Source organism: Bacillus seohaeanensis (genome assembly GCF_042684945.1).
In the GTDB taxonomy this organism is placed as follows: domain Bacteria; phylum Bacillota; class Bacilli; order Bacillales; family Bacillaceae_B; genus Rossellomorea; species Rossellomorea seohaeanensis.
Window position 1 is genome coordinate 32,543 of record NZ_JBHUMF010000016.1, and the last position, 25,289, is coordinate 57,831.

Annotated in this window: 24 protein-coding genes and 1 tRNA gene; 17 read left to right on the top strand and 8 right to left on the bottom strand. The window is 37.2% G+C overall.

Annotated elements, in window-relative coordinates:
• Window positions 1-4: 4 nt before the first annotated feature.
• The 3 genes from pruA (at window position 5) to ACFSUL_RS07900 (ending at window position 4,252) form a co-directional block, all read left to right on the top strand.
• A complete protein-coding gene (gene pruA / locus ACFSUL_RS07890; protein ID WP_377934287.1) occupies window positions 5-1,549 on the top strand; it encodes an L-glutamate gamma-semialdehyde dehydrogenase in 1,545 nt (514 codons plus the stop codon).
• A 178-nt stretch (window positions 1,550-1,727) separates the two neighbouring features.
• Entirely contained in the window at window positions 1,728-2,924 is a 1,197-nt protein-coding gene (locus ACFSUL_RS07895; RefSeq protein WP_377934289.1) for an ornithine--oxo-acid transaminase, read from the top strand.
• 83 nt (window positions 2,925-3,007) lie between these two features.
• On the top strand, window positions 3,008-4,252 hold the full coding sequence (locus ACFSUL_RS07900) for a Glu/Leu/Phe/Val family dehydrogenase (protein ID WP_377934291.1): 1,245 nt from the start codon (window positions 3,008-3,010) through the stop codon (window positions 4,250-4,252).
• Between the two features lie 497 nt (window positions 4,253-4,749).
• Here the strand turns inward: ACFSUL_RS07900 and ACFSUL_RS07905 are convergent, their stop codons facing one another.
• Complete coding sequence (locus ACFSUL_RS07905; protein ID WP_377934293.1) at window positions 4,750-4,983, bottom strand: DUF378 domain-containing protein; 234 nt, start codon at window positions 4,981-4,983, stop codon at window positions 4,750-4,752.
• A gap of 198 nt (window positions 4,984-5,181) precedes the next feature.
• Here ACFSUL_RS07905 and ACFSUL_RS07910 point away from each other — a divergent pair, with 198 nt between their 5' ends.
• The 3 genes from ACFSUL_RS07910 (at window position 5,182) to ACFSUL_RS07920 (ending at window position 8,570) form a co-directional block, all read left to right on the top strand.
• On the top strand, window positions 5,182-6,345 hold the full coding sequence (locus tag ACFSUL_RS07910; protein ID WP_377934296.1) for an iron-containing alcohol dehydrogenase: 1,164 nt from the start codon (window positions 5,182-5,184) through the stop codon (window positions 6,343-6,345).
• Between the two features lie 247 nt (window positions 6,346-6,592).
• On the top strand, window positions 6,593-7,945 hold the full coding sequence (locus tag ACFSUL_RS07915; RefSeq protein WP_377934298.1) for a glucose-6-phosphate isomerase: 1,353 nt from the start codon (window positions 6,593-6,595) through the stop codon (window positions 7,943-7,945).
• Window positions 7,946-8,162: 217 nt separating this feature from the next.
• Window positions 8,163-8,570, top strand: a complete 408-nt coding sequence (locus tag ACFSUL_RS07920; protein WP_071410938.1) for a YugN-like family protein — start codon at window positions 8,163-8,165, stop codon at window positions 8,568-8,570.
• Here ACFSUL_RS07920 and ACFSUL_RS07925 read toward each other — a convergent pair.
• The 6 genes from ACFSUL_RS07925 to ACFSUL_RS07950 all read right to left on the bottom strand — a co-directional run bounded on the left by ACFSUL_RS07925 (window position 8,563) and on the right by ACFSUL_RS07950 (window position 11,955).
• Window positions 8,563-9,555, bottom strand: a complete 993-nt coding sequence (locus tag ACFSUL_RS07925; RefSeq protein WP_377934301.1) for a potassium channel family protein — start codon at window positions 9,553-9,555, stop codon at window positions 8,563-8,565. The two genes, ACFSUL_RS07920 and ACFSUL_RS07925, sit on opposite strands and share 8 nt — an antisense overlap.
• A 60-nt stretch (window positions 9,556-9,615) precedes the next feature.
• The gene (locus ACFSUL_RS07930) at window positions 9,616-10,161 is read right to left on the bottom strand and encodes a GNAT family N-acetyltransferase (RefSeq protein WP_377934303.1); all 546 of its coding nucleotides are present in this window, start codon (window positions 10,159-10,161) and stop codon (window positions 9,616-9,618) included.
• A 155-nt stretch (window positions 10,162-10,316) separates the two neighbouring features.
• On the bottom strand, window positions 10,317-10,670 hold the full coding sequence (locus ACFSUL_RS07935) for a hypothetical protein (RefSeq protein WP_377934305.1): 354 nt from the start codon (window positions 10,668-10,670) through the stop codon (window positions 10,317-10,319).
• Between the two features lie 91 nt (window positions 10,671-10,761).
• The gene (locus ACFSUL_RS07940; protein WP_071410942.1) at window positions 10,762-10,995 is read right to left on the bottom strand and encodes a hypothetical protein; all 234 of its coding nucleotides are present in this window, start codon (window positions 10,993-10,995) and stop codon (window positions 10,762-10,764) included.
• Between the two features lie 184 nt (window positions 10,996-11,179).
• Window positions 11,180-11,443 carry a hypothetical protein gene (locus ACFSUL_RS07945; protein WP_377934307.1) on the bottom strand — a complete coding sequence of 88 codons (264 nt, stop codon included), beginning with the start codon at window positions 11,441-11,443 and terminating at the stop codon, window positions 11,180-11,182.
• Between the two features lie 92 nt (window positions 11,444-11,535).
• Entirely contained in the window at window positions 11,536-11,955 is a 420-nt protein-coding gene (locus ACFSUL_RS07950; RefSeq protein WP_377934309.1) for a hypothetical protein, read from the bottom strand.
• A gap of 225 nt (window positions 11,956-12,180) precedes the next feature.
• Here ACFSUL_RS07950 and ACFSUL_RS07955 point away from each other — a divergent pair.
• Window positions 12,181-12,253, top strand: a tRNA-Ala gene (locus ACFSUL_RS07955).
• A 120-nt stretch (window positions 12,254-12,373) separates the two neighbouring features.
• On the opposite strand, the gene ACFSUL_RS07960 is transcribed toward ACFSUL_RS07955, so the two are convergent.
• Complete coding sequence (locus tag ACFSUL_RS07960; protein ID WP_377934311.1) at window positions 12,374-12,907, bottom strand: GbsR/MarR family transcriptional regulator; 534 nt, start codon at window positions 12,905-12,907, stop codon at window positions 12,374-12,376.
• A 357-nt stretch (window positions 12,908-13,264) separates the two neighbouring features.
• Between ACFSUL_RS07960 and ACFSUL_RS07965 the strand changes: the two genes are divergently transcribed.
• The 10 genes from ACFSUL_RS07965 (at window position 13,265) to ACFSUL_RS08010 (ending at window position 24,598) form a co-directional block, all read left to right on the top strand.
• Complete coding sequence (locus ACFSUL_RS07965; protein WP_377934313.1) at window positions 13,265-14,473, top strand: quaternary amine ABC transporter ATP-binding protein; 1,209 nt, start codon at window positions 13,265-13,267, stop codon at window positions 14,471-14,473.
• A 1-nt stretch (window position 14,474) separates the two neighbouring features.
• Complete coding sequence (locus ACFSUL_RS07970; protein ID WP_377934315.1) at window positions 14,475-15,311, top strand: ABC transporter permease; 837 nt, start codon at window positions 14,475-14,477, stop codon at window positions 15,309-15,311.
• 11 nt (window positions 15,312-15,322) lie between these two features.
• Window positions 15,323-16,246: a glycine betaine ABC transporter substrate-binding protein gene (locus tag ACFSUL_RS07975; RefSeq protein ID WP_377934317.1), complete on the top strand. Its 924-nt coding sequence runs from the start codon at window positions 15,323-15,325 to the stop codon at window positions 16,244-16,246.
• A 323-nt stretch (window positions 16,247-16,569) separates the two neighbouring features.
• Window positions 16,570-16,821, top strand: a complete 252-nt coding sequence (locus tag ACFSUL_RS07980; protein ID WP_377934319.1) for a sporulation protein — start codon at window positions 16,570-16,572, stop codon at window positions 16,819-16,821.
• A gap of 22 nt (window positions 16,822-16,843) precedes the next feature.
• Window positions 16,844-16,999, top strand: coding sequence for a hypothetical protein (locus tag ACFSUL_RS07985; RefSeq protein WP_377934321.1), 156 nt, complete (start codon window positions 16,844-16,846; stop codon window positions 16,997-16,999).
• Window positions 17,000-17,261: 262 nt separating this feature from the next.
• A complete protein-coding gene (locus ACFSUL_RS07990) occupies window positions 17,262-19,232 on the top strand; it encodes an LTA synthase family protein (protein WP_377934323.1) in 1,971 nt (656 codons plus the stop codon).
• Window positions 19,233-19,519: 287 nt separating this feature from the next.
• Window positions 19,520-20,272, top strand: a complete 753-nt coding sequence (locus ACFSUL_RS07995) for a DeoR/GlpR family DNA-binding transcription regulator (protein WP_377934325.1) — start codon at window positions 19,520-19,522, stop codon at window positions 20,270-20,272.
• Window positions 20,269-21,180, top strand: a complete 912-nt coding sequence (gene pfkB, locus ACFSUL_RS08000; RefSeq protein ID WP_377934327.1) for a 1-phosphofructokinase — start codon at window positions 20,269-20,271, stop codon at window positions 21,178-21,180. Before ACFSUL_RS07995 ends, pfkB begins: the two co-directional genes overlap by 4 nt.
• 167 nt (window positions 21,181-21,347) lie before the next feature.
• Entirely contained in the window at window positions 21,348-23,234 is a 1,887-nt protein-coding gene (locus tag ACFSUL_RS08005) for a PTS fructose transporter subunit IIABC (protein ID WP_377934329.1), read from the top strand.
• Window positions 23,235-23,881: 647 nt separating this feature from the next.
• Window positions 23,882-24,598 carry an MgtC/SapB family protein gene (locus ACFSUL_RS08010; protein ID WP_377934331.1) on the top strand — a complete coding sequence of 239 codons (717 nt, stop codon included), beginning with the start codon at window positions 23,882-23,884 and terminating at the stop codon, window positions 24,596-24,598.
• The last annotated feature ends 691 nt before the right edge of the window (window positions 24,599-25,289 follow it).

Below are 25,289 nucleotides of genomic sequence, written 5' to 3' on the forward strand. Positions count from 1 at the left end.
CCCGATGATTCCTTACAAACACGAACCATTTACAGATTTTTCGAAGGAAGAAAACCAGAAAGCATTCAAAGAAGGGTTAAAAGTAGTAGAAAGCTATTTAGGTCAAGATTATCCGTTAGTGATTGGCGGAGAACGTGTGACAACAGAAGAAAAAATAGTTTCTGTTAACCCATCAAAAAAGGAAGAGATTGTTGGACGTGTGTCTAAAGCAAATAAAGAGTTGGCTGAGAAAGCGATGAATGAAGCGTACGAAACATTTAATACGTGGAGAAAAGTAAAGCCGGAAACACGTGCAGACATCTTGTTCCGAGCTGCAGCGATTGTTCGCCGCCGCAAGTTTGAATTCTCTGCATTGCTGACGAAAGAAGCTGGTAAGCCTTGGAAAGAAGCCGATGCTGATACAGCAGAAGCAATTGATTTTATGGAATATTACGGGCGTCAAATGCTTCGAATTAAAGAAGGTTTCCCTGTAGAAAGCCGCCCAGGTGAATACAATCAATTTAACTATATTCCACTTGGTGTAGGTGTGGTTATTTCCCCTTGGAACTTTGCATTTGCAATTATGGCTGGTACAGCTGTTGCAGCAATCGTATCTGGAAACACAGTTTTATTAAAGCCTGCATCAACAACAGCTGTTGTTGCCGCTAAGTTTATTGAGGTGTTAGAAGAAGCTGGACTTCCAAAAGGCGTTATCAATTATGTACCGGGTAGCGGTGCAGAAGTTGGTGATTACTTAGTAGACCACCCAAAAACACGTTTTATTTCCTTCACAGGTTCACGTGATGTTGGTGTACGCATTTACGAACGTGCTGCGAAAGTAAACCCAGGTCAAAAGTGGCTTAAACGTGTTATAGCTGAAATGGGAGGTAAAGACACAATTGTAGTAGACAATGAGGGAGATCTTGAGTTGGCTGCGCAATCAATCGTAACCTCTGCTTTTGGTTTCTCTGGTCAAAAATGTTCTGCTTGCTCACGGGCTATTATCGTTGAAGATGTTTATGATCAAGTATTGGAGCGTGCAGTAGAGTTAACGAAAGAACTAACTGTTGGAGATCCAACTGACTATAACAATTATATGGGACCAGTCAATGACCAAGGTGCTTTTGATAAAATTATGAGTTATGTTGAAATTGGTCAAAAAGAAGGAAAATTAATGGCTGGTGGTGAAGGAGACGATTCCAAAGGCTACTTTATCCAACCGACAATCTTTGCTGATGTAGACCCTGAGGCTCGTTTAATGAAAGAAGAAATCTTTGGGCCAGTGGTCGCTTTTGCAAAAGCAAAAGATTTCAATCATGCCTTGGAAATTGCTAATAATACGGACTATGGTTTAACAGGTGCGGTTATTACAAACAATCGTTCTAAAATCGAGCAAGCTCGCGAGGATTTCCACGTAGGTAATCTCTACTTTAATCGTGGTTGTACAGGAGCAATTGTTGGATATCAGCCGTTTGGTGGGTTCAACATGTCAGGTACAGACTCTAAAGCAGGTGGACCAGATTATTTATTGCTTCATATGCAAGCAAAAACAACATCTGAAATGCTTTAATATACGAACAAGAGAGAGGAGCCTTTGGATATCAAGGGCTCCATCTGTCTTTTTACTTAGGCTTTTTTCGTAAAGGTTGTTGCTTTTTAACGGAAATCAATGGGCTGAATGTATAAGTAAAAACAACAATCTATGAGAAAAGAGCGTTTACTTAACAAATGGTGGGAGGAAATGTTTCATGGTTGTAAGTACGGACTCTATTATTGAACAAACAGAAAAATTTGGTGCAAAAAACTATCATCCACTTCCAATTGTCATTGCTGAAGCAGAGGGAGTTTGGGTAAAAGATCCAGAAGGAAATCGCTATATGGATATGCTTAGTGCATATTCCGCGGTGAATCAAGGGCACCGGCACCCTAAAGTTATTGAAGCACTAAAAAAGCAAGCGGATCGTGTAACACTGACTTCTCGCGCCTTTCATAATGATCAGCTAGCTCCTTGGTATGAGAAAGTTTGTAAGCTTACGAATAAGGAAATGGCTCTTCCAATGAACACAGGTGCAGAGGCAGTAGAAACTGCCATTAAAACGGCACGTCGCTGGGCTTATGATGTAAAAGGGGTAGAAGATAATAAAGCAGAAATCATCGCTTGCTATGGTAATTTTCATGGCAGAACAATGACTGCTGTATCTCTTTCTTCAGAGGAAGAATACAAAAGAGGATTCGGTCCAATGCTGCCTGGCATTAAACTGATTCCATATGGTGATTTAGATGCATTAAAAGAGGCTATTACGCCAAATACTGCTGCATTCTTAATTGAGCCAATTCAAGGAGAAGCAGGGATTGTTATTCCACCAGAAGGTTTCTTAAAAGCAGCTCATGCGCTTTGTAAAGAAAACAATGTTTTATTTGTAGCCGATGAGATCCAAGCTGGTCTAGCTCGTTCAGGAAAAATGTTTGCGTGTGAATGGGAAGATGTAGACCCTGATATGTACATTTTAGGGAAAGCGCTTGGTGGGGGTGTCTTTCCAATTTCTTGTGTAGTTGCTAGCAGTGAAGTACTTGGAGTTTTCAATCCGGGTTCACATGGTTCAACTTTTGGAGGAAATCCAATGGCGTGTGCTGTATCCGTTGCTTCCTTGGATGTTTTAATCGATGAAAAACTTGCAGAGCGTTCATTGGAATTGGGGAACTATTTTATGAGTAAATTAAAAGAGATTAATAATCCAGTGATAAAAGAAGTCCGAGGAAGAGGACTTTTCATTGGAGTAGAACTGCATGAAGATGCACGTAAATACTGTGAACAGCTAAAAGAAGAAGGACTACTTTGTAAGGAAACACATGAAACAGTTATTCGCTTTGCACCGCCGCTTGTCATTTCAAAAGAAGATCTTGATTGGGCTATTGAAAAAATAAATAAAGTTTTATCTAAATAGTCAGAAGAACAATGGTTTAGCAAACAGTTGTGTGTTACAATAACATCGTTTAAGATTACACAATAAAGAGGCGAATTGTAAAAATGGGAGAAAACCTTAATCTTTTTACTTCTACACAATATGTCATCAATGATGCATTATCAAAGCTTGGTTACACAGAAGAAATGTTTGAACTTTTAAAAGAACCAGTTAGAATGCTAACAGTACGTATACCTGTCAGAATGGATGATGGCAGTATAAAAGTATTCACAGGGTACCGTGCACAGCATAATGATGCAGTTGGACCTACGAAAGGTGGAGTACGTTTTCATCCAGAAGTAGATGAAGAAGAAGTAAAAGCACTTTCAATGTGGATGAGCTTAAAATGTGGAATTGTTGACCTTCCATATGGTGGAGGTAAAGGGGGCATCATTTGTGATCCTCGTACAATGTCTTTTGCTGAGCTTGAAAAGTTAAGTAGAGGCTATGTTCGAGCTATAAGCCAGATTGTAGGACCGACAAAGGATATTCCAGCACCTGATGTTTATACAAACTCACAGATTATGGCTTGGATGATGGATGAATACAGCCGTCTTCGTGAAAATGATTCTCCTGGATTCATTACAGGGAAACCAATTGTTTTAGGAGGATCTCAAGGGCGGGAAAAGGCTACTGCTCAAGGGGTAACTATCTGTATAAACGAGGCAGCCAAAAAACGTGGTATTAATATTGAAGGAGCACGTGTCGTCATTCAAGGGTTTGGTAATGCTGGAAGCTTCTTAGCGAAGTTTATGCATGATGCGGGTGCGAAAGTTGTTGCAATTTCTGACGCACATGGTGCACTACATGATCCAAATGGTTTAGATATTGACTATCTTTTAGATCGTCGTGATAGTTTTGGAACTGTGACAACATTGTTTGAAAATACACTTTCCAATGAAGAATTGCTTGAACTTGACTGCGACATTCTTGTTCCGGCAGCTGTTGCGAACCAAATTACTGCGGAAAACGCCAATAGCATTAAAGCGAGTATTGTTGTGGAAGCAGCGAATGGCCCAACAACATTAGAAGCAACAAAAATTCTTTCAGATAGAGGAATTCTTTTAGTTCCAGATGTACTTGCTAGTGCTGGTGGCGTAACAGTATCCTATTTCGAATGGGTTCAAAATAATCAAGGGTATTATTGGACAGAAGAAGAGGTTAATGAAAAACTGCATACTAAATTAGTGAATGCGTTTAATAATGTATATGAAACATCCGAAAGTCGACGAGTTAATATGAGACTCGCTGCTTATATGGTCGGTGCTCGTAAAATGGCAGAAGCATCTAGATTTAGAGGATGGGTGTAATTATAAGTTGATTAATCTTTCTCATAGGCTATTTTCGTAAAGAATGTTGCTTTTTAACGGAAATCAATGGACAAAATTCATAAGTGAAAAAACAATCTGTGAGAAAAGAGTCTTCTTGTAAGAAGTAAAGCAGCTGGTTTCGGACTAGCTGCTTTACTTTGTTTTATCGATATGTACCTTGTATTAAGGGGACTTTTCGGGATTACATAGGTTTAAAGGATAAAAAATAAGGCTGTTTTCTAAAAGAGTGTTGCTTTTAACAACATGGGAAACGCAGAGTGGATTGGAGCGGAAGGTACTTGACTCCTGTGGGATATAGAGGAAAAGTCGAGACCCCGCAGAACGTCGAGGAGGTTCGACTTCCTCCCCGCGGAGTCTAGTGCCTGCAGCGGAAAGGAACGGTCCATTGTTTACTCCCGAAAACAACAAACCTTACGAAAATAGCCAAAAATAAAAACAACCAATAGGGGCTAACATTGCCCCTATTGGTTGTTTTTTTACCGGGATGGTTGAGATTCTGGTTCTCTTTCCACTTCTCTCGATGGCTTAAATAATAATCCAAGATTGAGAAGTCCTGCAATTCCTACTAATCCATAGATGATTCGTGACAAGGCGGATTCCTGTCCTCCGAATATAGCTGCTACAAGGTCAAATTGAAAAAAACCAATAAGCCCCCAGTTAATTGCTCCGATAATTGTAAGAAGCAGTGCAATACGTTGAATACCACTCATGTTGTTTTCCTCCTAGATGTCTAATTAATTAAAATAGAGCCTATTTTAATTATTCACCTTTTTTAGGAATAATATTCTCGTGCAAGTTCTTTGCAATTGGGGAAAGATATAGTTGATAATGGAAATGAAGAGCAAGGTGAAGCAGATGAGTGAAATTTAATCTGTTTAATGTTGCTATTTTAAAGGGAGGAATTTTATATGAACGAATTTGTTTTTTATAATCCGACTAAATTAATTTTTGGTAAAGATCAGGTAGAGATGTTAACAAAACTTGTTCCTCAATATGGAAAAAAGGTTTTATTGGTTTACGGTGGAGGCAGCATTAAGCGTAACGGCTTATACGATAAAGTTACTTCAAAGTTAAAAGAAGTAGGTGCTGAAGTATCAGAGTTATCAGGGGTTGAGCCAAATCCAAGAATCTCAACAGTAAGGAAAGGTGTCGACATCTGTAAAGAAAATGGCATTGACTTTATTTTAGCTGTTGGTGGAGGAAGCGTAATTGATTGTACGAAGGCTATTGCTGCAGGAGCAAAATATGATGGCGATGCTTGGGATCTTGTCATTAAGAAAGCGTCAGCCGAAGAAGCATTACCATTTGGAACAGTACTAACAATAGCAGCGACAGGTTCTGAAATGAATGCCGGTTCCGTTATTACGAACTGGGAAACAAATGAAAAATACGGTTGGGGTAGTCCAGTCACATTCCCTCAATTTTCTATTCTTGATCCACAAAACACGTTCACGTTACCGAAAAATCAAACGATTTACGGTATGGTAGATATGATGTCACATGTGTTTGAGCAATATTTTAATAATGCTGAGAACACGCCTCTACAAGATCGTCTATGTGAATCTACATTAATAACAGTAATGGAAACTGCTCCAAAATTGTTAGACGATTTAGAGAATTATGAGCTTCGTGAAACGATTTTATATTCAGGGACAATTGCACTAAACGGAATGCTCCAAATGGGGTATCGAGGCGATTGGGCCACACATAATATTGAACATGCTGTGTCTGCTGTATATGATATACCGCATGCAGGTGGACTTGCAATTCTCTTCCCAAATTGGATGAAGCATAATTTGAAAGTTAACCCATCTCGATTTGCACAGCTCGCTGTAAGAGTGTTCGGTGTAGATGCAGCTGGAAAATCGGATGAAGAAATTGGCCTTGAAGGAATTGAAAAGCTACGTGAATTCTGGAAAGGACTCGGTGCTCCTTCCCGTTTGGCAGATTACGATATTGATGATAGCCAATTGGAAGTTATTGCAGATAAAGCAATGGTAAATGGAGAATTTGGTAACTTTACAAAACTAAATAGAGAAGATGTACTATCTATTTTGCAAGAATCCTTATAAAAAGCTGAGGAGGGAGCTTTCATTCGTGGAGGCTCCTTTTTAGTTCTATGTTTTGCTCCAGGGAAAGCGTCAGGTTAAAATTCAATTTATGATTACACATTTTCAAAGGAAATCTTGCTAATAAAATAAAATGATGAAAAAAGTTCATATTGGACACGCTTACAAATAGAAAGCTTTCTTGATTATCGTGACGGCTTTCGATAAAGTGAAAAGGTAAAATAATTTTAGATAAAAACGGAGGATGGTTATGACACACGTTCGTTTTGATTATTCCAAAGCATTATCATTTTTTGGAGAACATGAACTTACATATTTAAGTGATGCAGTAAAAGTTGCTCATCACTCGTTACATGAGCAAACAGGTGCAGGAAATGATTATTTAGGCTGGATAGATTTGCCTGTTAATTATGATAAAGAAGAGTTTTCTCGCATCCAAAAATCATCTGAAAAAATTAAAAATGATTCAGATGTCCTTTTAGTAATTGGAATTGGCGGTTCTTATTTAGGGGCTCGTGCAGCAATTGAAATGCTAAATCATAGTTTCTACAATGCTCTTCCGAAAGAAAAGCGTCAAACACCGCAAGTACTTTTCCTTGGAAACAATATTAGCTCTACGTACATGACGGATTTAATGGACTTATTAGACGGAAAGGATTTCTCTATTAACGTCATTTCTAAGTCTGGTACAACAACAGAGCCAGCAATTGCTTTCCGTATTTTCCGCAAGCTTCTTGAGGAAAAATACGGAGTAGAAGAGGCTCGTAAACGTATTTATGCAACAACAGACAAAGCAAAAGGTGCTCTAAAAACATTAGCAACGGATGAAGGTTTTGAAACTTTTGTTGTACCTGATGATGTTGGTGGGCGTTATTCTGTGCTTACAGCAGTAGGGTTACTTCCAATCGCTGTAAGTGGTGTTGATATTGAAGCAATGATGAAAGGTGCTCGTGATGCACGTGAGGCATTCAGTAAATCAGAATTAGAAGAAAACCCTGCTTACCAATATGCAGCGGTACGAAATGTTTTATACAATAAGGGTAAAACAATTGAAATGCTTATAAATTATGAGCCAGGTTTACAATACTTTTCTGAATGGTGGAAACAATTATTTGGGGAAAGCGAAGGGAAAGATCAAAAAGGAATATTCCCATCGTCTGCGAACTTTTCAACTGACCTTCATTCATTAGGACAATATGTACAAGAGGGACGTCGTGATTTATTTGAAACGGTTATTAAGGTAGCGAAACCTCGTCATGAACTTACAATTGAGGAAGCGGATAGTGACCTTGACGGCTTAAATTATTTAGCAGGACAAACAGTTGACTTTGTTAATAATAAAGCGTTCGAGGGGACACTACTTGCACATACAGACGGTGATGTTCCAAACTTAATTGTAGAAATTCCTGAGATGGATGCTTATACATTTGGCTACTTAGTGTATTTCTTTGAGAAAGCTTGTGCAATTAGCGGTTACTTACTTGGAGTCAATCCTTTTGACCAACCTGGTGTGGAAGCATATAAAGTGAACATGTTTGCACTTTTAGGCAAACCAGGATTTGAAGAGAAAAAGGCTGAGCTTGAAAAACGTCTAGAAAAATAAAATATTTGCGAAAGAGTGCGTTTCTGAAGGTGAGACTTTAGAAATGCACTCTTTTTTCATTACCCTTGGAGTAAAAGTGCCAAATCCTAAATTTAGTTCCCTAACTGCAGTGAAAGGAAAATGAAAGTATCAATTATTTTTCATGATTCTAACATGTTTGGAGAAGCTATAAACATAGTGAGTGTAAATAATAAGTTGTATTAAGGGGGTAAAAAATGTGAAGGAATTATCTTCTAAGCTCGAAGGACAGCATTACAAACTTTATAAATTGGAACAGGTTCTCAAGCCATTAGGATATAGTATCGGTGGTAACTGGGATTATGACCATGGCTATTTTGATTATAAAATAGATGATTCGGTAGGCTATCAATTTTTACGAGTACCTTTTATTGCTGTGGATGGTCAATTAGATTCAAGGGGAACAACAGTGGAATTCGGTAAACCGTTTCTTCTGTCCCATAAATACCAGCGAGGGTTGGATGACCATGCATCGGCAGGAGATATATCTGGAGTCGTTAATCAATTTTCTGAGCCGGTTGATGCTGATGCCAGCTTTCCTGAGGAGTACATTACAACTGGAAAAGAACTTGTGAAGGAATTAGAAGATGTATTGCTACCTAGGTAGAAATTACTAACAACTCATCTTCTAATTCAACTTTTACATGAAGGGGAGGGTTCACATCTGTGTTTTCTCCTCTTTTAATGCCGAGTAATAAGATATTGTTTTTTAGTAGCAATATACTAACGTCTTCAAAACTAAGATTCACCCATTCAGTTGATACAGGCAGTAGGCGGAGATTATTCCCCTTTAGGTTATTTAATAATTTAAGTATTGCCTTTGACATTCCTTGAGAAACAATACTATTCATCATGACATAACTTGTTTGTTTATTTGTTTGGATTATTTCATCCGCACCAGCCCGCTCTGCGTTCGCAATTTGCTCATCAGTTAATATTTCAACAACGGTATAGAGAGTTGGCATATTTCCTTTTATCGCTAGCAATGTAAGGACAGAACTCATGTCAGCAGTTGTTTCATCTTTATTCTGATCAGCGGTAATGATAACTTTGGAAGCCCCGGATAAATTGGCTTTTCTTAATACATCATCTTTAAAAGGTGTACCTTTAACAAAGTGGACATGGTAATCTTTATATGGATTTTCTTTTAATGATTCATCAATTAAAATAATAGTGCACTGTTGTTGAAATGACATTAATTGACTGATGACTTCTCTAGAACGTTCATTCCATCCGATAATAATGATGTGTCCTTTCCCGCTATAGGTGGCTTTACCTTCTAAATAGGCACTTTGTGTTTTAACTGCATCTTTTGCAAGTGTAATGAAATAGGTTGAAATGAATCCTACTCCTACGAATATAAGCGCTATCGCCATGATTCTTCCTCCCAATGAAGTTGGAGAAAAGTCACCATAGCCGACTGTGGATGTTGTAATGATTGCCCACCAAATTCCATCAAATAAAGTGGGGAATGTTTTTGGTTCTACAAACGTAATAAAAATTCCAAATAGAAGGTTGACTGACAAAGCAATCAATAAAATTCTCAATAATAACGGCCAGCGTAAAAACTGCTGAAACAAATGCTGAACCATACCACCAGCTCCTTTTGTATCTGCACTGACCATTATTTCCTAATATTCATTATCTCATAACTATTTATCCCATTCTTCTCTTAACAAGCTATACATATGTGCATCGTATACATTATCTTCTTGGGTAATATATTTTCTTAGTAAGCCTTCTTGCTTAAAACCTAGCTTCTCCACAACTTTGGCCGAAGCAGCATTATGCTGAACTATTACAGCTCCTATTCGAGTCATATCCCTCTCTTTAAATAAGTAAGAAATAAGAGGAACTAATGCTTCGGTCATTATTCCTTTTCCCCAATAAGTAGGCGAAAGATCGTATCCGATTTCACAACGGTGATGCCCTTTACTTATATTATGAAATCCACAAGTACCAATAATTTCATCTTGTTCCTTGTTCACAATAGCCCAACGCATTGGTCCACCGTTTTTTAAGCCATTACTAAAGCTTTCAATAAGTTTATTAGCTTCTTTTTTAGAGTTAAGAGGTGACATTCCGAAGTATTGAAGAACCCTAGAATTTGATAGATTGGAGAATAAGAAATTTGTATCAGCTTCTACGATTTCCCTTAATGTTAATCGTTCAGTTTTAAATTCAGGATAAGCTTTCATACCTACTCCCCCTTTTGGTATAACAGGTATTATAACATTTTATTTGAATTAGTTTTAAGAAAATTCACTAAGTTAAAATAGAAATAGGCTAACCCAGGAGTAGAGTAAAGATAACTTTGGGTCAGCCTCAGTGATTATTAGTAGTAATTGAGGAGCTATTCTTTCTGATCATTTAGTAAATTTACAGCTTCTAAAAAAGCTGCACGATATTGTTGTTGTTCTTCCATCGCTTGTTGTAAAACGGTAAGAAGGGATTTGTTAAGATAAAAAGACCCCTCATCCCCTTCTCTTTCTAGTGTGTTAAGAAGAAACGTGTAGACGAGCATTAATGACGAATAATTATCTACATAAGTCAGACTGATAGCCCGGCCGCCTTTTCCTCCATTAGCATGAACGTTATTAGAAGGATTCGGCAAATCTAACTTTGATAATTCTGCAATAATTTCTCCTGTTGAACCTTTCTCCATGATCTTGTCGATCTTTGCTGCAAGTTCGTCTTGGTTTTTCATGTGTTCCACTCCTTTTTCTAAATGCAAAATAATCGGTTAAGCAAAGTATGCTGTAAAACGTTCTATTTTCTAATGAGTAGTAGTGAACGGATTAATATCCAGTGAAATTAGTAGCGATAATATCAGAATCCTTAGCCGTAACAACTAATGTGTTGTAGTAATTAAAAAGATTGATTAAACTAAAGGCAATAGCATTCCCGCTAAGAATTTCTTCTGCACTTGCAAACTGACTTCCAACAGCAGTTACCCCGATTTGTGTTGGAGACAGGTCAGTAGCATCGTTACCGTTAGAAAGAAACGGGTTAAGTTGATTACTTGTATTCATACTTCCATCCCCCTAATATTTACTTATAGTGTATGTGGACAAAGAGTGTAAGAGACGGCGATTGACGGAGGACAAACGTTTATTTTTATTAGAAGAGGTCCGTTTCTTCTAAATTCACAGATAAAAAAGAAGAGCCCGTCCAATTAGATGATGGGACCATCTTATTGAACAGGCCTTTTAATTGTTAGCCAGCGTCTACTGCGTTTTTGTCTTTCACAGCATTCTTTGCATTGTTCTCTGTGTTTTCAACAGAAACATCCAGCTTATTATTAATATTTAAGATAGTGAGTAAGCTGGCTGCTATAGCGTTATTACTGAGAATATTGACTGGAATAGCATTTTGTACCCCTACAAGCGTAACATTTACTTGATCATCTACTTCTGCATTTCCATTATTTCCAGTGCTAGGAGTCTTTGGGCCACAATAGTTGAAATCTTCTAAACACATATTCTTTCACCTCCAAGCTTTGTTACTATATTGTATGACTAAGAGATAGTTTTGGTTAAACTTATATAATAGGTAAATAGTTTATTTTGTAATTATTCTTCCTCTCTTAGGACAGTATTTTTTAGCGTAGAGAGGTTGAGTTCTGCGATAGTTTCCCCATTCAATTTCAATTTAAAATCCGCACCTTCCTGGGAAGCGTCCCATCCTCTAATCAAATGTCCCCATTTATCAAACTGAAGCTTTGAAAGGACGGAACCAAGGTTTTCTGAATCTGAAAGGGAGGAATTGACTTTTAAATCTTTTAGTTTTGGTAAGAGTGAACCTAGACTTAAAGTTGGAATGCTTGATTTTAAAGATTCGAGAGCTTCGTCTCTTAACGATTTTTGCACATCTTTATTGAGGTCTGTTAACACATCTTTCACACTCGTTTGGAGTTTATTTATTAGCGAATCTAATTCCTCCGAGCTAGGAATCAAATTGTCCTCGTTTTGAGTAGTTGCCTCCTTATCCATGCTCTTCACCACCTTTCTTCACTGTTATACTATATGACATGTATAGTAAGTCTGTTTCCACGAATGGACTAGTCCAATAGTTTATTTTTGAAAGAATAGGCAATTAATAGGAGTGTTTCGACCAGAAATAAAAGAAGAATGGGGATAGAAGTGGAGTATGAATAATCTGAAAATTCTTGTTGACATATTTTTTATTTTGTCATAGAATATTTCTTGTTAGCGTACGGGGCATTAGCTCAGTTGGGAGAGCGTTTGGCTGGCAGCCAAAAGGTCAGCGGTTCGAGACCGCTATGCTCCATTAATCAAATTTTGCACAAATAAGACCATCATTTAGAATAAATGATGGTCTTATTTGTATTAATAGAAACGAATTAAATCAATCCCATACATAACGTGGAATTTAGGAGAGCAAGATATACTACCCTTGTTTTTTTTCAATTATGTTGAAGATTTCTTCTGATTCAAACAGTTCAATTACTTTAAAGAGCCATTGAAAATAGTTTATGGCATATGTCACCTTTTCAATGTCTTCTTTAATTTGTTCTGCAAATTCTTCATTCGTTTCTTCTGCTAATAAACTTTCCAATTCATTAAGGGACTTTCTCAAGGCCTCCATATTCAACTGCGACCCTTTTCTCCATTGAATGGAAAACAGATCAATAAAATTTTGATACCAGTCTGCTTTTATTTGATAGAGATCTTTACGTTCTCCTTTTTTCCAAACCTTTTCGACCATATTTAAGTTAATTAAAGTTCGAACCCCAGTAGACATACTTGTTTTACTCATTCCAAGTTCTTCTTTTAAAGCATCTAATGTCATCGGTTTGTTGTGAAAATAAAGTGTTCCGTATATTCGACCAATAGAGGGGGTTACACCGTATAGATGCATATTTTTCGTAACGGATTTAATTACACGTTCCCTCGCTTGTGCTGCTAGTTCTTCCTTATTCATATGTCACCTTCCAAATAAATTAAGACTCTCCTCCATTTTCGAGTCTAGTACTTGTTGACTTACATTTTATAGTTTGAAAAGAACATTGTAAAGATGATAGATGAAAGCATTTGGGAGTATTATCTATCAATTATAAGAATGAGTGAGTAAACTTCGTACAGTTTTTACTGCACAAACTTTTTTTGGAGAATATAGCTACTCACTGTATTTGTTGTAGGTTCTTATTAACTTTATACTTAAATAGATTTGTGGTGCTAATTTACTATATTTATCTCGCATTAACGGGCGGTAATCCCCACTGATTGAAGTTTCACTTTATATAGAAATGTTCCTTTACAAATGAATAGAGGTGAAGAGATGGAACAAGCAAAAATTCAAGTACATAATGTCACGAAAGTTTTTGGGAAATCCCCGAACCAAGGGATTGGACTACTCAATGAGGGGAAGACAAAGAAACAAATATTAGAAGAAACTGGAATGACGGTTGGGGTTAATAAGGCGAATTTTGAAGTAAATTCTGGAGAAATTTTCGTAATTATGGGGCTTTCAGGAAGTGGGAAATCTACCCTAGTACGAATGTTAAACAGATTAATCGATCCAACAGATGGTCAGGTCTTAATTGATGGCCAAGACATTGTAAAGCTGAAGCCAAATCAACTTAGAGACGTAAGGCGAACAAAAATGAGTATGGTATTTCAGCGTTTTGCCTTATTTCCACATCGAACCGTATTAAGTAATACAGAATACGGATTGGAAGTTCAGGGGTTTGATAAACAGGAGCAAAAGGAAAAAGCATTAGAGTCTTTAAAACTTGTTGGTCTAGCAGGCTATGAAAATAGTTACCCAGACGAACTTAGTGGAGGAATGCAGCAGCGTGTCGGATTAGCGCGTGCGCTTGCCAATGATCCTGATGTTCTATTAATGGATGAAGCCTTCAGTGCACTAGATCCATTAATTCGGAAAGACATGCAAAATGAATTATTAGAGCTACAAGAAACAATGGAAAAGACTATTATCTTTATTACGCATGATCTTGATGAGGCCTTACGCATCGGTGATAGAATTGCATTAATGAAGGATGGAAGTATCGTTCAGGTTGGGACGCCAGAAGAAATCTTGATGAATCCGGCGAATGACTATGTCGAGCGCTTCGTTGAAGACGTTGACCTGTCAAAAGTACTGACAGCTTCCCATGTGATGAAACGACCGGAAACAGTGCGGAGTGATCGTGGTCCACGAGTCGCGTTACAGATAATGAAAGAACAAGGAATTTCCAGTGTTTATATTGTTGATAAAAAACAAAAGTTACTGGGTGCTGTAACAGCGCAAGACGCATCTGTAGCAGCAAAAAATGATCAATCACTTGAGGATATTATGATCCGTGACTTGACCACTGTCACACCAGAGACATTAATTGTCGATATGTTTGAAAAGATGACATCCTCTGCCTTGCCGCTTGCTGTAGTAGAAGATGATAACCGCTTAAAAGGTATTATCGTTCGTGGAGCAGTCATTGGGGCACTAGCAGGTAACAATAATCATTTAAACGAAAATGGGGTGAACTAAAATGCAGTTATTTCCAAAGTTACCCCTTGCAGATTGGATTGATCAAATCGTAGATGTCCTAACGGAAAATCTTGGTCCTCTCTTTGATCTAATAACAGAAGGCATCGAAAGTTTTGTGGATCTATTTGTTTTAGCCTTAACATCGATTCCAGCTCTTGTGTTAATTGCTATTTTTACAGGGCTTGCTTGGTGGGCGAGTCGTCTGTCAATTGCGGTTTTTACGGCAGTTGGGATGTTGCTCATACATAATCTAGGCTACTGGGATGGGACAATTGAAACATTAGCATTGGTCCTAACTTCTGTGTTGATATCAATTATAATCGGAGTTCCCATCGGGATATGGATGTCGCAAAGCGATCGATCAAGAGATATTTTTACACCAATCCTTGATTTTATGCAGACAATGCCTGCCTTTGTTTATTTAATCCCAGCGATTTTATTTTTTGGAATTGGTGTTGTACCAGGGATTATCGCTTCTGTTATTTTTGCGATGCCTCCGACAATTCGTTTAACCAATTTGGGGATTCGACAAGTACCAGAGGATTTAATTGAAGCGGCGAATGCATTTGGATCGACAACAAAACAGAAATTATTTAAAGTCCAGCTACCTTTGGCTACCCCAACGATTATGGCGGGGATTAACCAAAGTATTATGTTGGCACTATCAATGGTTGTTATTGCGTCTCTTGTTGGGGCACCAGGTCTTGGGGCTGACGTCTATCGTGCGGTAACCCAAATTAAAGTAGGAATTGGTTTTGAATCTGGCCTTGTTATTGTTATTTTAGCAATTATACTAGACCGGATTTCTCAAAATATAGGAATGACAAAACAAAAATAGGGAGGAATTACATGTTTAACATGAAGAAAAATTTGCGCTTTTTAGGATTATCATCAGTGCTTGCTTTATCTTTAGGGCTTGCTGCTTGTGGCGGTGACGAAGAAGCTACATCAACGGATGGTGGAGACTCTGATAGCAAGGCATCTGTAGGGGAACAAGTCGATTATAAAATTGTCGGAATTGAGCCTGGTGCTGGAATCATGAAAGCAACAACAAAAGCATTAGAGGAATACGAAAACCTTGCCGATTGGGAGCTTACAGAGTCATCATCAGCTGCTATGGCAACCGAACTTCAAAAAGCTTATGAAGATGAAGAACCAATTATTGTCACTGGTTGGACTCCACACTGGAAGTTCTCCAAATTTGACTTAAAGTATCTTGAAGATCCAAAAGGTATTTATGGTGAAGCGGAAAATATTGAAACGTTTGTCCGTAAAGGCCTAAAAGACGAACAACCAAGTGCGTACACAGTGTTGGATCAATTCCAATGGACGAATGACGACATGGGAGCAGTAATGGTTGATATTCAGGAAGGTATGGATCCAGAAGAAGCCGCTACTAAATGGGTAGAAGAAAATAGCGATGTAGTAGATGAATGGCTAAAGGGTGCTGAGGAAGTAGATGGTGAAAAAGTATCTCTTGCTTATGTGGCATGGGATTCAGAAATCGCAAGTACGAATGTCGTTGCAAAAGTTTTAGAAAGCATTGGTTATGAAGTAGAACTTGTTCAGTTAGATGCAGGTCCAATGTTTGCTGCGGTAGCAGAGGGCGATGCTGATGGAATGGTAGCAGGATGGTTACCATTAACACATGCAGACTATGTAGATGAATACGGTGATCAAATTGAAAGCCTAGGTGCGAACCTTGAAGGTGCAAAAACAGGTCTTGTCGTTCCAGCTTATATGGACGTTGATTCCATTGAAGATTTAAAATAATAAAGGCTCTATGAAATAGACGCTTAAGCAAAAAGGAAAGGTAGAAGATTTTTTTCTATCTTTCCTTTTTATTTGTTTGAATTCATATGATTTTAAAAATAAATATATAAGATAGAAGAAACTCGTCGAAAAAAGAGGATTTTATTCACCAAGCTAAAAGTTGTTGAATTAAGAAGGGGGTTAGTTAGAAGTAAACGGATTTACTATTTTTTAAAACTTCCCGTGATTCCCGACATCATAGCTAAAAACTGTTTCCATACATAAATCTATCTATGAATAGCATTCTAATATGGAAGAGATTAATTTGAAGGTGGGGGATTTTGATGGATCAAACATTGGCCTATTTGCATGAAATTTTGTCTAACTACACAGAGGAGCAAGAAGTTATTCGAAATATAGATCACAAAATAGAACAAAATCACTACAGTTCTGAAGGTTCTTTTGTACGAGGATTATCCGAGGAGGAAATTCGTTCGCTCGAGCAGATTCTTCAAGAAGAAATTAAACATGCTAATGAATCGGGAGACCTTGAACGAGGACACCAGCTTAACGAAGTGTTTGAATTACTATACTAAATCAATTGGAGGAATGTTACTAATGGTAAACGTAGACACTGGTAAAGTGGCTAAATTGTCACATCAGCATAAATCAACTTATCCTGGAAATAAGCATAAAGAGCAAAATGCATCATATGCTAAAGAAACAATGGAAAAAGATTATGAATTAGATGGACCAACATTAAAAGAAGAATAAACCGTGCGAAGGAGTTTTTACTTCTTCGCACGGTTTATTTTTATGCGAGTATTTAACTCCTATAGGTAAACGAAGTGTAAAGGATTAACAGTAAAGGAAGATAAATTATTTCTTCAATAAAGGGTTGGCCTATAAGGGGTGAAATGGGTTTCGTTAATTCTTTTATTAAAGACCTACAAAAAATTGTAACACTTAAGTAAAAAATATCTGTTATAATAATCATTGTTATTTACAATTTCTTAATAAAAGGATGAAGTTTAATATGAACTTTCCAAAAAACATCGGGAGAAAGATGCTTTCAGGCAAACTTTCTTTTTTCTATTTAATCGTTGTGTTATTTTGGCTAAAAACATACAGTGCATATAAAATTGAGTTTAATCTTGGCGTTGAAGGAACAATGCAAGAGTTCCTATTATTTATTAATCCATTAAGTACTGCTCTTTTATTTTTTGGGTTAGCACTATTTTGGAAAGGAAAAGGACGGAACATTGCATTTGGAACGATTAACTTTCTCTTATCCTTCCTATTGTACGCAAATGTTGTATACTATCGTTTCTTTAATGATTTTATTACAGTACCTGTTATGATGCAGGCGAAAACAAATAGCGGTATGGGAAGCAGCGCTCTAGAGTTAATGTCGCCGTTAGATATACTTTATTTCTTGGATACAATTGTCATTATCGGTTTAATGTTATGGAAAAAAGTTCCGCAAGAAAAATTGCGTTTTCGTGCCGTAACAGCTGTATTAACATCGGCAGTGTTAGTTTTCTTATTAAACTTAGGGCTTGCTAATGCAGATCGACCTGACTTATTAACGCGAAGTTTTGACCGAAATTATTTAGTGAAATATTTAGGTGCGTATAACTTTACCATCTATGATGTAGTACAAAATTCTAAAACATCGGCTAAACGTGCATTAGCAGATAGCACGGAAGTAGCAGAGGTAGAGAATTATGTGAAAGCAAATAACCCTGCCCCTAACCCGGATTATTTCGGAAAGGCAAAAGGGAAAAATGTTATCTACGTTTCAATGGAATCACTGCAATCCTTTGTAATTGATTATAAGTTGAACGGGCAAGAAGTTACTCCGTTCTTAAATTCACTAGTTGATGAAGAAGGAGCGTTCTATTTCGATAACTTTTTCCATCAAACTGGTCAAGGAAAAACATCTGATGCTGAGTTTATGATGGAAAACTCATTGTTCCCGTTACCTCAAGGGGCGGTATTTATGACTCATGCAAATAACACACTGCAGGCAGCCCCAGCGATATTGAAATCGGAAGGCTATACATCGGCAGTGTTCCATGGAAATTATAAAACTTTCTGGAATCGTTCAGAAATGTATCGTACATTTGGATACGATGAATTTTATGACGCAACTTATTATAATATGGATAATGAAGAAGACTTGGTCGCTTATGGGTTAAAAGATAAGCCATTCTTTGAACAGTCTATGCCGATACTAGAAAGTTTACCGCAACCGTTCTATACTAAGTTTCTTACATTGTCAAACCATTTTCCATTTGACAAACATGAGAATGATACGGATTTCGCTATTGGAAATACCGATGACGGTGTTGTAAACCGCTATTTCCAAACAGCGCATTACATGGATCAACAGTTAGAAATGTTCTTTAACGACTTGAAAGAATCTGGTCTATATGAAAATTCGGTAATTGTTTTGTATGGAGATCATTATGGTATTTCTGAAAATCATAATGAGGCGATGAGCGAAGTGATGGGGAAAGAAATTAATGATTTTGAAAGTGCTCAACTTCAACGAGTACCGCTATTCATCCATGTCCCTGGGATGGATGGAGAAGTGAACCATACGTATAGTGGTCAAGTTGATGTACGTCCCACACTTATGCATTTACTTGGAATTGAAACGAAAGACTATATTGAGTTCGGTCAAGACCTATTTGCTGAAGATCGTGCACAGATTGTCCCTTTCCGGAACGGAGATGTTGTTTCTGAGAAGTATTCACATCTGAAAGGTGTTTGTTATGACAATGAAACAGGAGAGCCTGTAGAAGATAATCAGTGTGAAGACATTCAAAAGGAAGCAACGAAAAAACTTCAGCTTTCTGACAAAGTCATCTACGAAGATTTATTGAGGTTCTATGAACCCCAAAATTTTGAACCAATTGATCGTAGTGATTATCGATATGTGAATCCTAATCCGAAAAGTTCTTCTACAGATGAACCAACTGGTCAAGAAGAGCAACACTAATAATAGACAAAAAAACTGGCAGCCAATTACACGGCTGCCAGTTTTTTTGTCGTTAATCTAACTACATAAAAGAGGTTGTTTGAGGGATTTTCCTTAAAGGCTTTCTATACATATCCAAGATAGCTACGGGATATCATTTTTGAAAGTTTATTTGACGTTTTATGATTGTTTTTGGTTATTTATGATTGATTTTTGAAACCGTTGCCATTACAATGGAACTATTAATGAAACTATTAATGAAACTTCAATTAATTTTGATATAGAGTTAGGTGTTACAGGAGGGACTTATGCTAACGGAGGAAAGACATAGAACAATATTAAACCTGTTAGAAGATAAAGATATTGTGAAAATTCAAGAGATAGTTGATGCAACAGATGCATCAGAATCGACTATTCGTCGCGATTTAACACAGTTAGAGCAGGAAAAATACTTGAAAAGAGTTCATGGTGGGGCTTCAAAGCTTCAAGGGAAATTACAAGAATTGAGTGTTTCTGAAAAATCCACCAAAAACCTTCAAGAAAAACATCTTATCGCTCAATATGCTGCAAGCTTAGTGGAAGAAGGAGATTGTATCTTTCTTGATGCCGGAACCACGACATTAAATATGATCGACCATTTAAAGGAAAAAGCTGTTGTTATTGTGACAAATGGACTAACGCATATTGATTGCCTTCTTGAAAAGGGTTTGAAAACGTATACAATCGGTGGGTATGTAAAGCCCATTACGAAGGCGATGATTGGAAGAGGAGCGGTTGAGTCATTACGAGAATACCGGTTTGATAAAGCCTTCATAGGGATGAATGGGATTCACCCTCAATATGGTTTTACTACTCCTGATCCGGAAGAAGCACAGGTCAAAAAAATAGCTATGGAACTGTCAAGAGAAGCGATTGTATTAGCAGATGACACGAAATTTGGAGAAATTGCTTTTAGTAAGGTTGCGAATTTAGATGAAGCAATGATTATAACAAACAGTCTAGACGAAAATTACGCTACTACTTTCGCAGAGAAAACTACAATTAAGGTTGTGACAACATGATATATACGATGACACTAAACCCTTCTGTTGATTACATTATGGAGCTTGAGAATTTTCAAAAAGGAGGGCTCAACAGAACATTAAACGAAAGTGCATTTCCAGGTGGAAAAGGAATTAACGTTTCGCGAGTTTTATATCGATTAGAGGTATCGAGTGTGGCATTAGGATTTGCTGGCGGTTTTACAGGAAACTTTATTGAGACCTTCTTAAAAGATGAGGGAATTAACACGGACTTTGTAAACATAGAGGAAATGTCAAGAATAAATGTCAAAGTGAAGGCGGACGATGAAACAGAAATAAATGCGAACGGACCTGAAATTAAGGAAGGTCACTTGGTAGCGCTGCTCGATAAGATAAGGAAGCTTACATCTGAAGATATATTAATTCTTGCAGGAAGCATTCCAAAGACTGTTCCAAAAAACTTTTATGGAATTATTGCCGAACAGTGTGAAAAACAAGGAACGAAGATTGTAATAGACGCGGAAAAGTCATTGCTGGAATCCGTACTTCCATTCAAACCGTTTTTAATTAAGCCGAACCATCATGAGTTAGGTGAAATATTCGATACTGAAATAAAAACAGAAGAAGATGCAATCTATTACGGGGAGTTATTAAAGAAAAAGGGTGTTCAAAATGTCATTGTCTCTATGGCAGAAAAAGGAGCGCTACTATTTACGGGTGATAACGTTTTTTATTCCGATGTACCTAAAGGGGAATTGAAGAGTTCTGTTGGAGCAGGTGATTCTACAGTAGCTGGTTTTATAGCAGGTATGGTGAACGGCCTGAATAGAAAAGAAGCATTTCGCCTTGGTACTGCTGCAGGATCTGCTACAGCATTTTCTATCGGACTTTGTACAAAAGAAAAAATTGATTCACTACTAAACAAAATCACTATTACAGAAAAGTAAAGTAAAACTTCAATCAGTTGAGGGCTTGTTGCTCGTTGACACGGGATAAAAAGGAGAAGGCTGCCAAATAGCAAGGTGAAACCTTCTGTAAAACGGTTGGTCTTAGTGGATTTTACTGGCTTTAGTGTGGCCAATATACTAAATAGGATGTAAGGGGGAAGTACTCCGTGAAAATTACAGAATTACTAACAAAAGAAACGATTACCACAGAATTACTATCAACAGCAAAAGAAGATGTAATTGAAGAGTTGGTAGCTGTACTTGATGAAGCTGGGAAGCTAGAAGATAAAGTAAGTTTTAAAAAGGCAATACAGGATAGAGAAGCACAAAGTACAACAGGTATTGGGGAAGGAATTGCTATACCACATGCAAAAACGGTTGCTGTAAAGGCTCCAGCAATTGCTTTTGGAAAATCTATAGCTGGTGTAGATTATGAATCTCTTGACGGTGCACCTTCTCATCTATTCTTTATGATTGCTGCGACAGAAGGAGCGAATCAAACCCATTTAGAAGCACTTAGCCGATTATCGTCTATGTTAATGGATTCAGATGTGCGTAAGGCTTTGTTAGATGCATCAACAAAGGAAGAAATACTAGAAATTATTGATACTCACGATAAAGATGAAGAAGAGGAAGAGTCAACAGACAACGGAGCACCAACTAAGCAAGGGCAAGTGCTTGCTGTTACTGCTTGTCCAACAGGAATTGCTCATACGTATATGGCGGCAGATGCTTTAAAAGGAAAAGCAAAGGATTTAGGTGTTGATATTAAAGTAGAAACAAATGGTTCTGGCGGTGCTAAGAATATTCTTACACAGGAGGAAATCCAAAACGCTCCAGCTATTATTGTGGCAGCAGATACGAAAGTAGAAATGGATCGTTTTAAAGGAAAACATGTTATTGAGGTCCCAGTAGCGGATGGAATCAGACGTCCGCAGGAATTAATTGAAAAAGCATTAAAACAAGATGCTCCAATCTATAAAGGGACAAGTGGAAGTTTAGAGGGCGAAGAAACTACGCAAAAGGAAGCGCAGAAAAAGCAGCGCGGCGGCTTCTATAAGCATTTAATGAATGGTGTTTCAAACATGCTGCCGTTTGTTGTCGGAGGCGGTATTCTAATTGCCATCTCGTTTTTGTGGGGGATTAATTCGGCAGACCCTAACAGCGAAGAGTACAATAAGTTTGCTGAAATAGTAAACTCCATTGGAGGAGCAAATGCATTTTTCCTAATGGTACCAGTACTAGCAGGTTTTATTGCTATGAGTATTGCGGACCGTCCTGGTTTTGCTCCAGGTATGGTTGGGGGATTAATGGCGGCAAATGGTAATGCAGGTTTTTTAGGTGGACTTATTGCAGGTTTCTTGGCAGGTTACTTGGTTGTATTAATTAAATATTTATCAAGAAAACTACCTGAAGTATTAGAAGGGATTAAGCCTGTTTTAATTTATCCGCTACTAGGGATTTTCTTCACTGGAATTATTATGTACTTTTTAATTGAACCGTTAAGTGCAATTAATACAGGTGTTCAAAACTGGTTAGATGGTCTAGGAACTGGGAATTTAGTTCTACTTGGACTAATTCTAGGTGGTATGATGTCCATCGACATGGGTGGGCCAATTAATAAAGCAGCATTTACATTTGGAATTGCGATGATCGAAGCAGGGAACTATGGGCCTCATGCTGCAATAATGGCTGGCGGAATGGTACCCCCACTAGGTTTAGCTTTAGCTACGACTTTCTTTAAAAATAAATTCACAGATAGTGAACGTAAAGCGGGAATTGCCTCCTACTTTATGGGTTTCTCTTTTATTACAGAGGGGGCAATCCCATTTGCAGCTGCAGATCCAATGAGAGTTATTCCATCTGTTGTTACTGGTTCAGCAGTAGCTGGAGCACTGACGATGGTATTTAATATCGGATTACCTGCACCGCACGGAGGAATTTTCGTTTTCCCAGTCGTAAACGGAAATCCGTTCTTATATTTATTAGCTATCCTAATAGGAGCAATCGTAACAGCAGTTATGGTGGGATTACTAAAAAAACCTATTAAGTAATTAATTTAAAAGATTCTGGTCTTTATTAGAGAGACCAGGATCTTTTTTTATAAAACAATATTAAAATAATGAAATTAGCAAAATGAAAGAAGAATAAATCTTTCAATTTACTACTTTGTATTTGATGGTAAGTTTCAAATAACCAAAAAAGGCTATAAGAATAAAAATACTATACTAAACATATACATAGGGAATAATAGCAATAAATCTCGTGGCAGTAACCTGTACGTTTGAAAAGTTATAGTGAAAAATCTTTATATCAGTATATTGGTCTAGTTTTGTCTGCTGAAGTCTTGGTCTTTTTCATAGCAACAGCTGTGGGGGAAAGAGAGACACCTTCTTTTGTTATGGAAAAGTTTATTGCCTTTGGTTTGTGTATAGAGGAAAAAAAGAGAAATGTTACGAAATAGTTAAGTAGCTATCTATTTAGCTTTGTACTATTTATCCTGCATTAACGAGTAGTAGGCCTCCTCAAAAAACTTGAGGAAATCGAAGAAGAGTAGGTAGGGGATAATTGCAACTGCTCGTAAAAGCTGGATTGGTTCAATAGATAATTTGTGGGAGATGAAAGGTCCCACGGATTAAAATTTCACTTTATCCTATATTAGTAAGAAACAATTATTGATGTTGTTGTTGGAGGGGATCTAATGGAATATTTAACAGAGGACGTTATGACATCTATTACACGCTTATCGCTTATCGTTTTATTAAGTGGATTAGTAGGAATAGAAAGAGAAATGAAAAACCATCCAGCAGGTTTGCGGACACATATCTTAGTAGGGGTAGGGTCTTGTTTGCTTATGCTAGTTTCGTTGTTTGGTTTTGAGTCCTATTTAAGTGAACATCCGAAGCTTGTCGGTTATGACCCGAGTAGGATTCCCTCCTATGTTATTTCTGGGATAGGCTTTCTAGGAGCTGGTACAATTTTAGTTCATGGAGGAGTTACGGTAAAAGGTCTCACAACTGCAGCAAGTATATGGGTTGTAGCGGGATTAGGACTCGTTGTGGGTATAGGAATGTATTTTGAGGCGATCTTAACAACAGTTATTATTATTTCGACCTTATTTTTTCTAAATAAATTAGAGAATTTTTATAAAGGCAAAGCAAAAAATGAAGGAGCATTTATAATTTGTATGGTGGTCCAACAAGAGAGTGGGAACATTTCCGAAATAAATAAACGTCTAACAAAGAAAGGTGTAGAGATCATACAATATAATATGGAGGAAGATGACTCTCTAAATAGTAAGCAAATGTTCAAATACACCCTTCATGTGAATTGTACAAACGCAGACAAGTTCTCTAAAATTCTGGAATCAATACAGAATTTTAGCTATGTAAAGAAAGTTCAAGTTCATAAAAAGTAAGGGGGTGGGGAATGGATGCTCATCCCTTTATAGTGTCATTAAATAAACTAATTCATGTAATAACATTATAAAGTGTAAGAAGAAATGGTTGTATCTATATGAAGGAGGGGGGGAGAATAATGAATGGGAAAAAATCAATCAATAAAAAGATCTGCCTCATTACGTTTTAATCAGGCAGATCCTTTTTTGTTTACAGGTTTATCAAAGGAATAAGTATGTAAAGCCAGAAAAAACAAAAGCCATAGTAACAGAAAAGATAAAAGTGCCGCCTTTAACTCGAGCCTGACTTTCACTTATATGAAGGGCGTTTACAAATGAATAAGCGAATAAATAAATGGCCATTATGAAGGATAGATATAAAGCTACATTAGTTAGCAAGATGACAAACCCCTTTCAAATCGGACTAGTATATTTCTATGATTGGTAAGATGAAAATATCCCATAAAACTTTTTCGTAACTTTTTCAAAAAATATATTGAAATAATTTTGGTGCCGTGATATATTAATAAACGTCGCTGATGCGAAAGAAATTCTTTTGAAAAAAAGATTTTCAAAAAACAGTTGACAATGAATGATAAGAAATGATATATTATAAAAGTCGCTTAAAACAAGCGGTGAACACATTGAACTTTGAAAACTGAACAAAGCAAAACGTCAACGTTAATTCAAGTTTTATTTTAAAAGAGCTAAT

Excerpts from the sequence above, each read along its gene's own strand:
- ACFSUL_RS07980 (WP_377934319.1), top strand. The coding sequence starts at position 16,570 with ATGGATCAAACATTGGCCTATTTGCATGAAATTTTGTCTAACTACACA.
- ACFSUL_RS07930 (WP_377934303.1), bottom strand. The coding sequence starts at position 10,161 with ATGAAAGCTTATCCTGAATTTAAAACTGAACGATTAACATTAAGGGAA.
- ACFSUL_RS07970 (WP_377934315.1), top strand. The coding sequence starts at position 14,475 with ATGCAGTTATTTCCAAAGTTACCCCTTGCAGATTGGATTGATCAAATC.
- ACFSUL_RS07990 (WP_377934323.1), top strand. The coding sequence starts at position 17,262 with ATGAACTTTCCAAAAAACATCGGGAGAAAGATGCTTTCAGGCAAACTT.
- ACFSUL_RS07900 (WP_377934291.1), top strand. The coding sequence starts at position 3,008 with ATGGGAGAAAACCTTAATCTTTTTACTTCTACACAATATGTCATCAAT.
- ACFSUL_RS07985 (WP_377934321.1), top strand. The coding sequence starts at position 16,844 with ATGGTAAACGTAGACACTGGTAAAGTGGCTAAATTGTCACATCAGCAT.
- ACFSUL_RS07915 (WP_377934298.1), top strand. The coding sequence starts at position 6,593 with ATGACACACGTTCGTTTTGATTATTCCAAAGCATTATCATTTTTTGGA.
- ACFSUL_RS07905 (WP_377934293.1), bottom strand. The coding sequence starts at position 4,983 with ATGAGTGGTATTCAACGTATTGCACTGCTTCTTACAATTATCGGAGCA.
- pfkB (WP_377934327.1), top strand. The coding sequence starts at position 20,269 with ATGATATATACGATGACACTAAACCCTTCTGTTGATTACATTATGGAG.
- ACFSUL_RS07910 (WP_377934296.1), top strand. The coding sequence starts at position 5,182 with ATGAACGAATTTGTTTTTTATAATCCGACTAAATTAATTTTTGGTAAA.
- ACFSUL_RS07945 (WP_377934307.1), bottom strand. The coding sequence starts at position 11,443 with ATGTGTTTAGAAGATTTCAACTATTGTGGCCCAAAGACTCCTAGCACT.
- ACFSUL_RS07960 (WP_377934311.1), bottom strand. The coding sequence starts at position 12,907 with ATGAATAAGGAAGAACTAGCAGCACAAGCGAGGGAACGTGTAATTAAA.
- ACFSUL_RS07995 (WP_377934325.1), top strand. The coding sequence starts at position 19,520 with ATGCTAACGGAGGAAAGACATAGAACAATATTAAACCTGTTAGAAGAT.
- ACFSUL_RS07975 (WP_377934317.1), top strand. The coding sequence starts at position 15,323 with ATGTTTAACATGAAGAAAAATTTGCGCTTTTTAGGATTATCATCAGTG.
- pruA (WP_377934287.1), top strand. The coding sequence starts at position 5 with ATGATTCCTTACAAACACGAACCATTTACAGATTTTTCGAAGGAAGAA.
- ACFSUL_RS07950 (WP_377934309.1), bottom strand. The coding sequence starts at position 11,955 with ATGGATAAGGAGGCAACTACTCAAAACGAGGACAATTTGATTCCTAGC.
- ACFSUL_RS07895 (WP_377934289.1), top strand. The coding sequence starts at position 1,728 with ATGGTTGTAAGTACGGACTCTATTATTGAACAAACAGAAAAATTTGGT.
- ACFSUL_RS07935 (WP_377934305.1), bottom strand. The coding sequence starts at position 10,670 with ATGAAAAACCAAGACGAACTTGCAGCAAAGATCGACAAGATCATGGAG.
- ACFSUL_RS07965 (WP_377934313.1), top strand. The coding sequence starts at position 13,265 with ATGGAACAAGCAAAAATTCAAGTACATAATGTCACGAAAGTTTTTGGG.
- ACFSUL_RS07925 (WP_377934301.1), bottom strand. The coding sequence starts at position 9,555 with ATGGTTCAGCATTTGTTTCAGCAGTTTTTACGCTGGCCGTTATTATTG.
- ACFSUL_RS08010 (WP_377934331.1), top strand. The coding sequence starts at position 23,882 with ATGGAATATTTAACAGAGGACGTTATGACATCTATTACACGCTTATCG.
- ACFSUL_RS07940 (WP_071410942.1), bottom strand. The coding sequence starts at position 10,995 with ATGAATACAAGTAATCAACTTAACCCGTTTCTTTCTAACGGTAACGAT.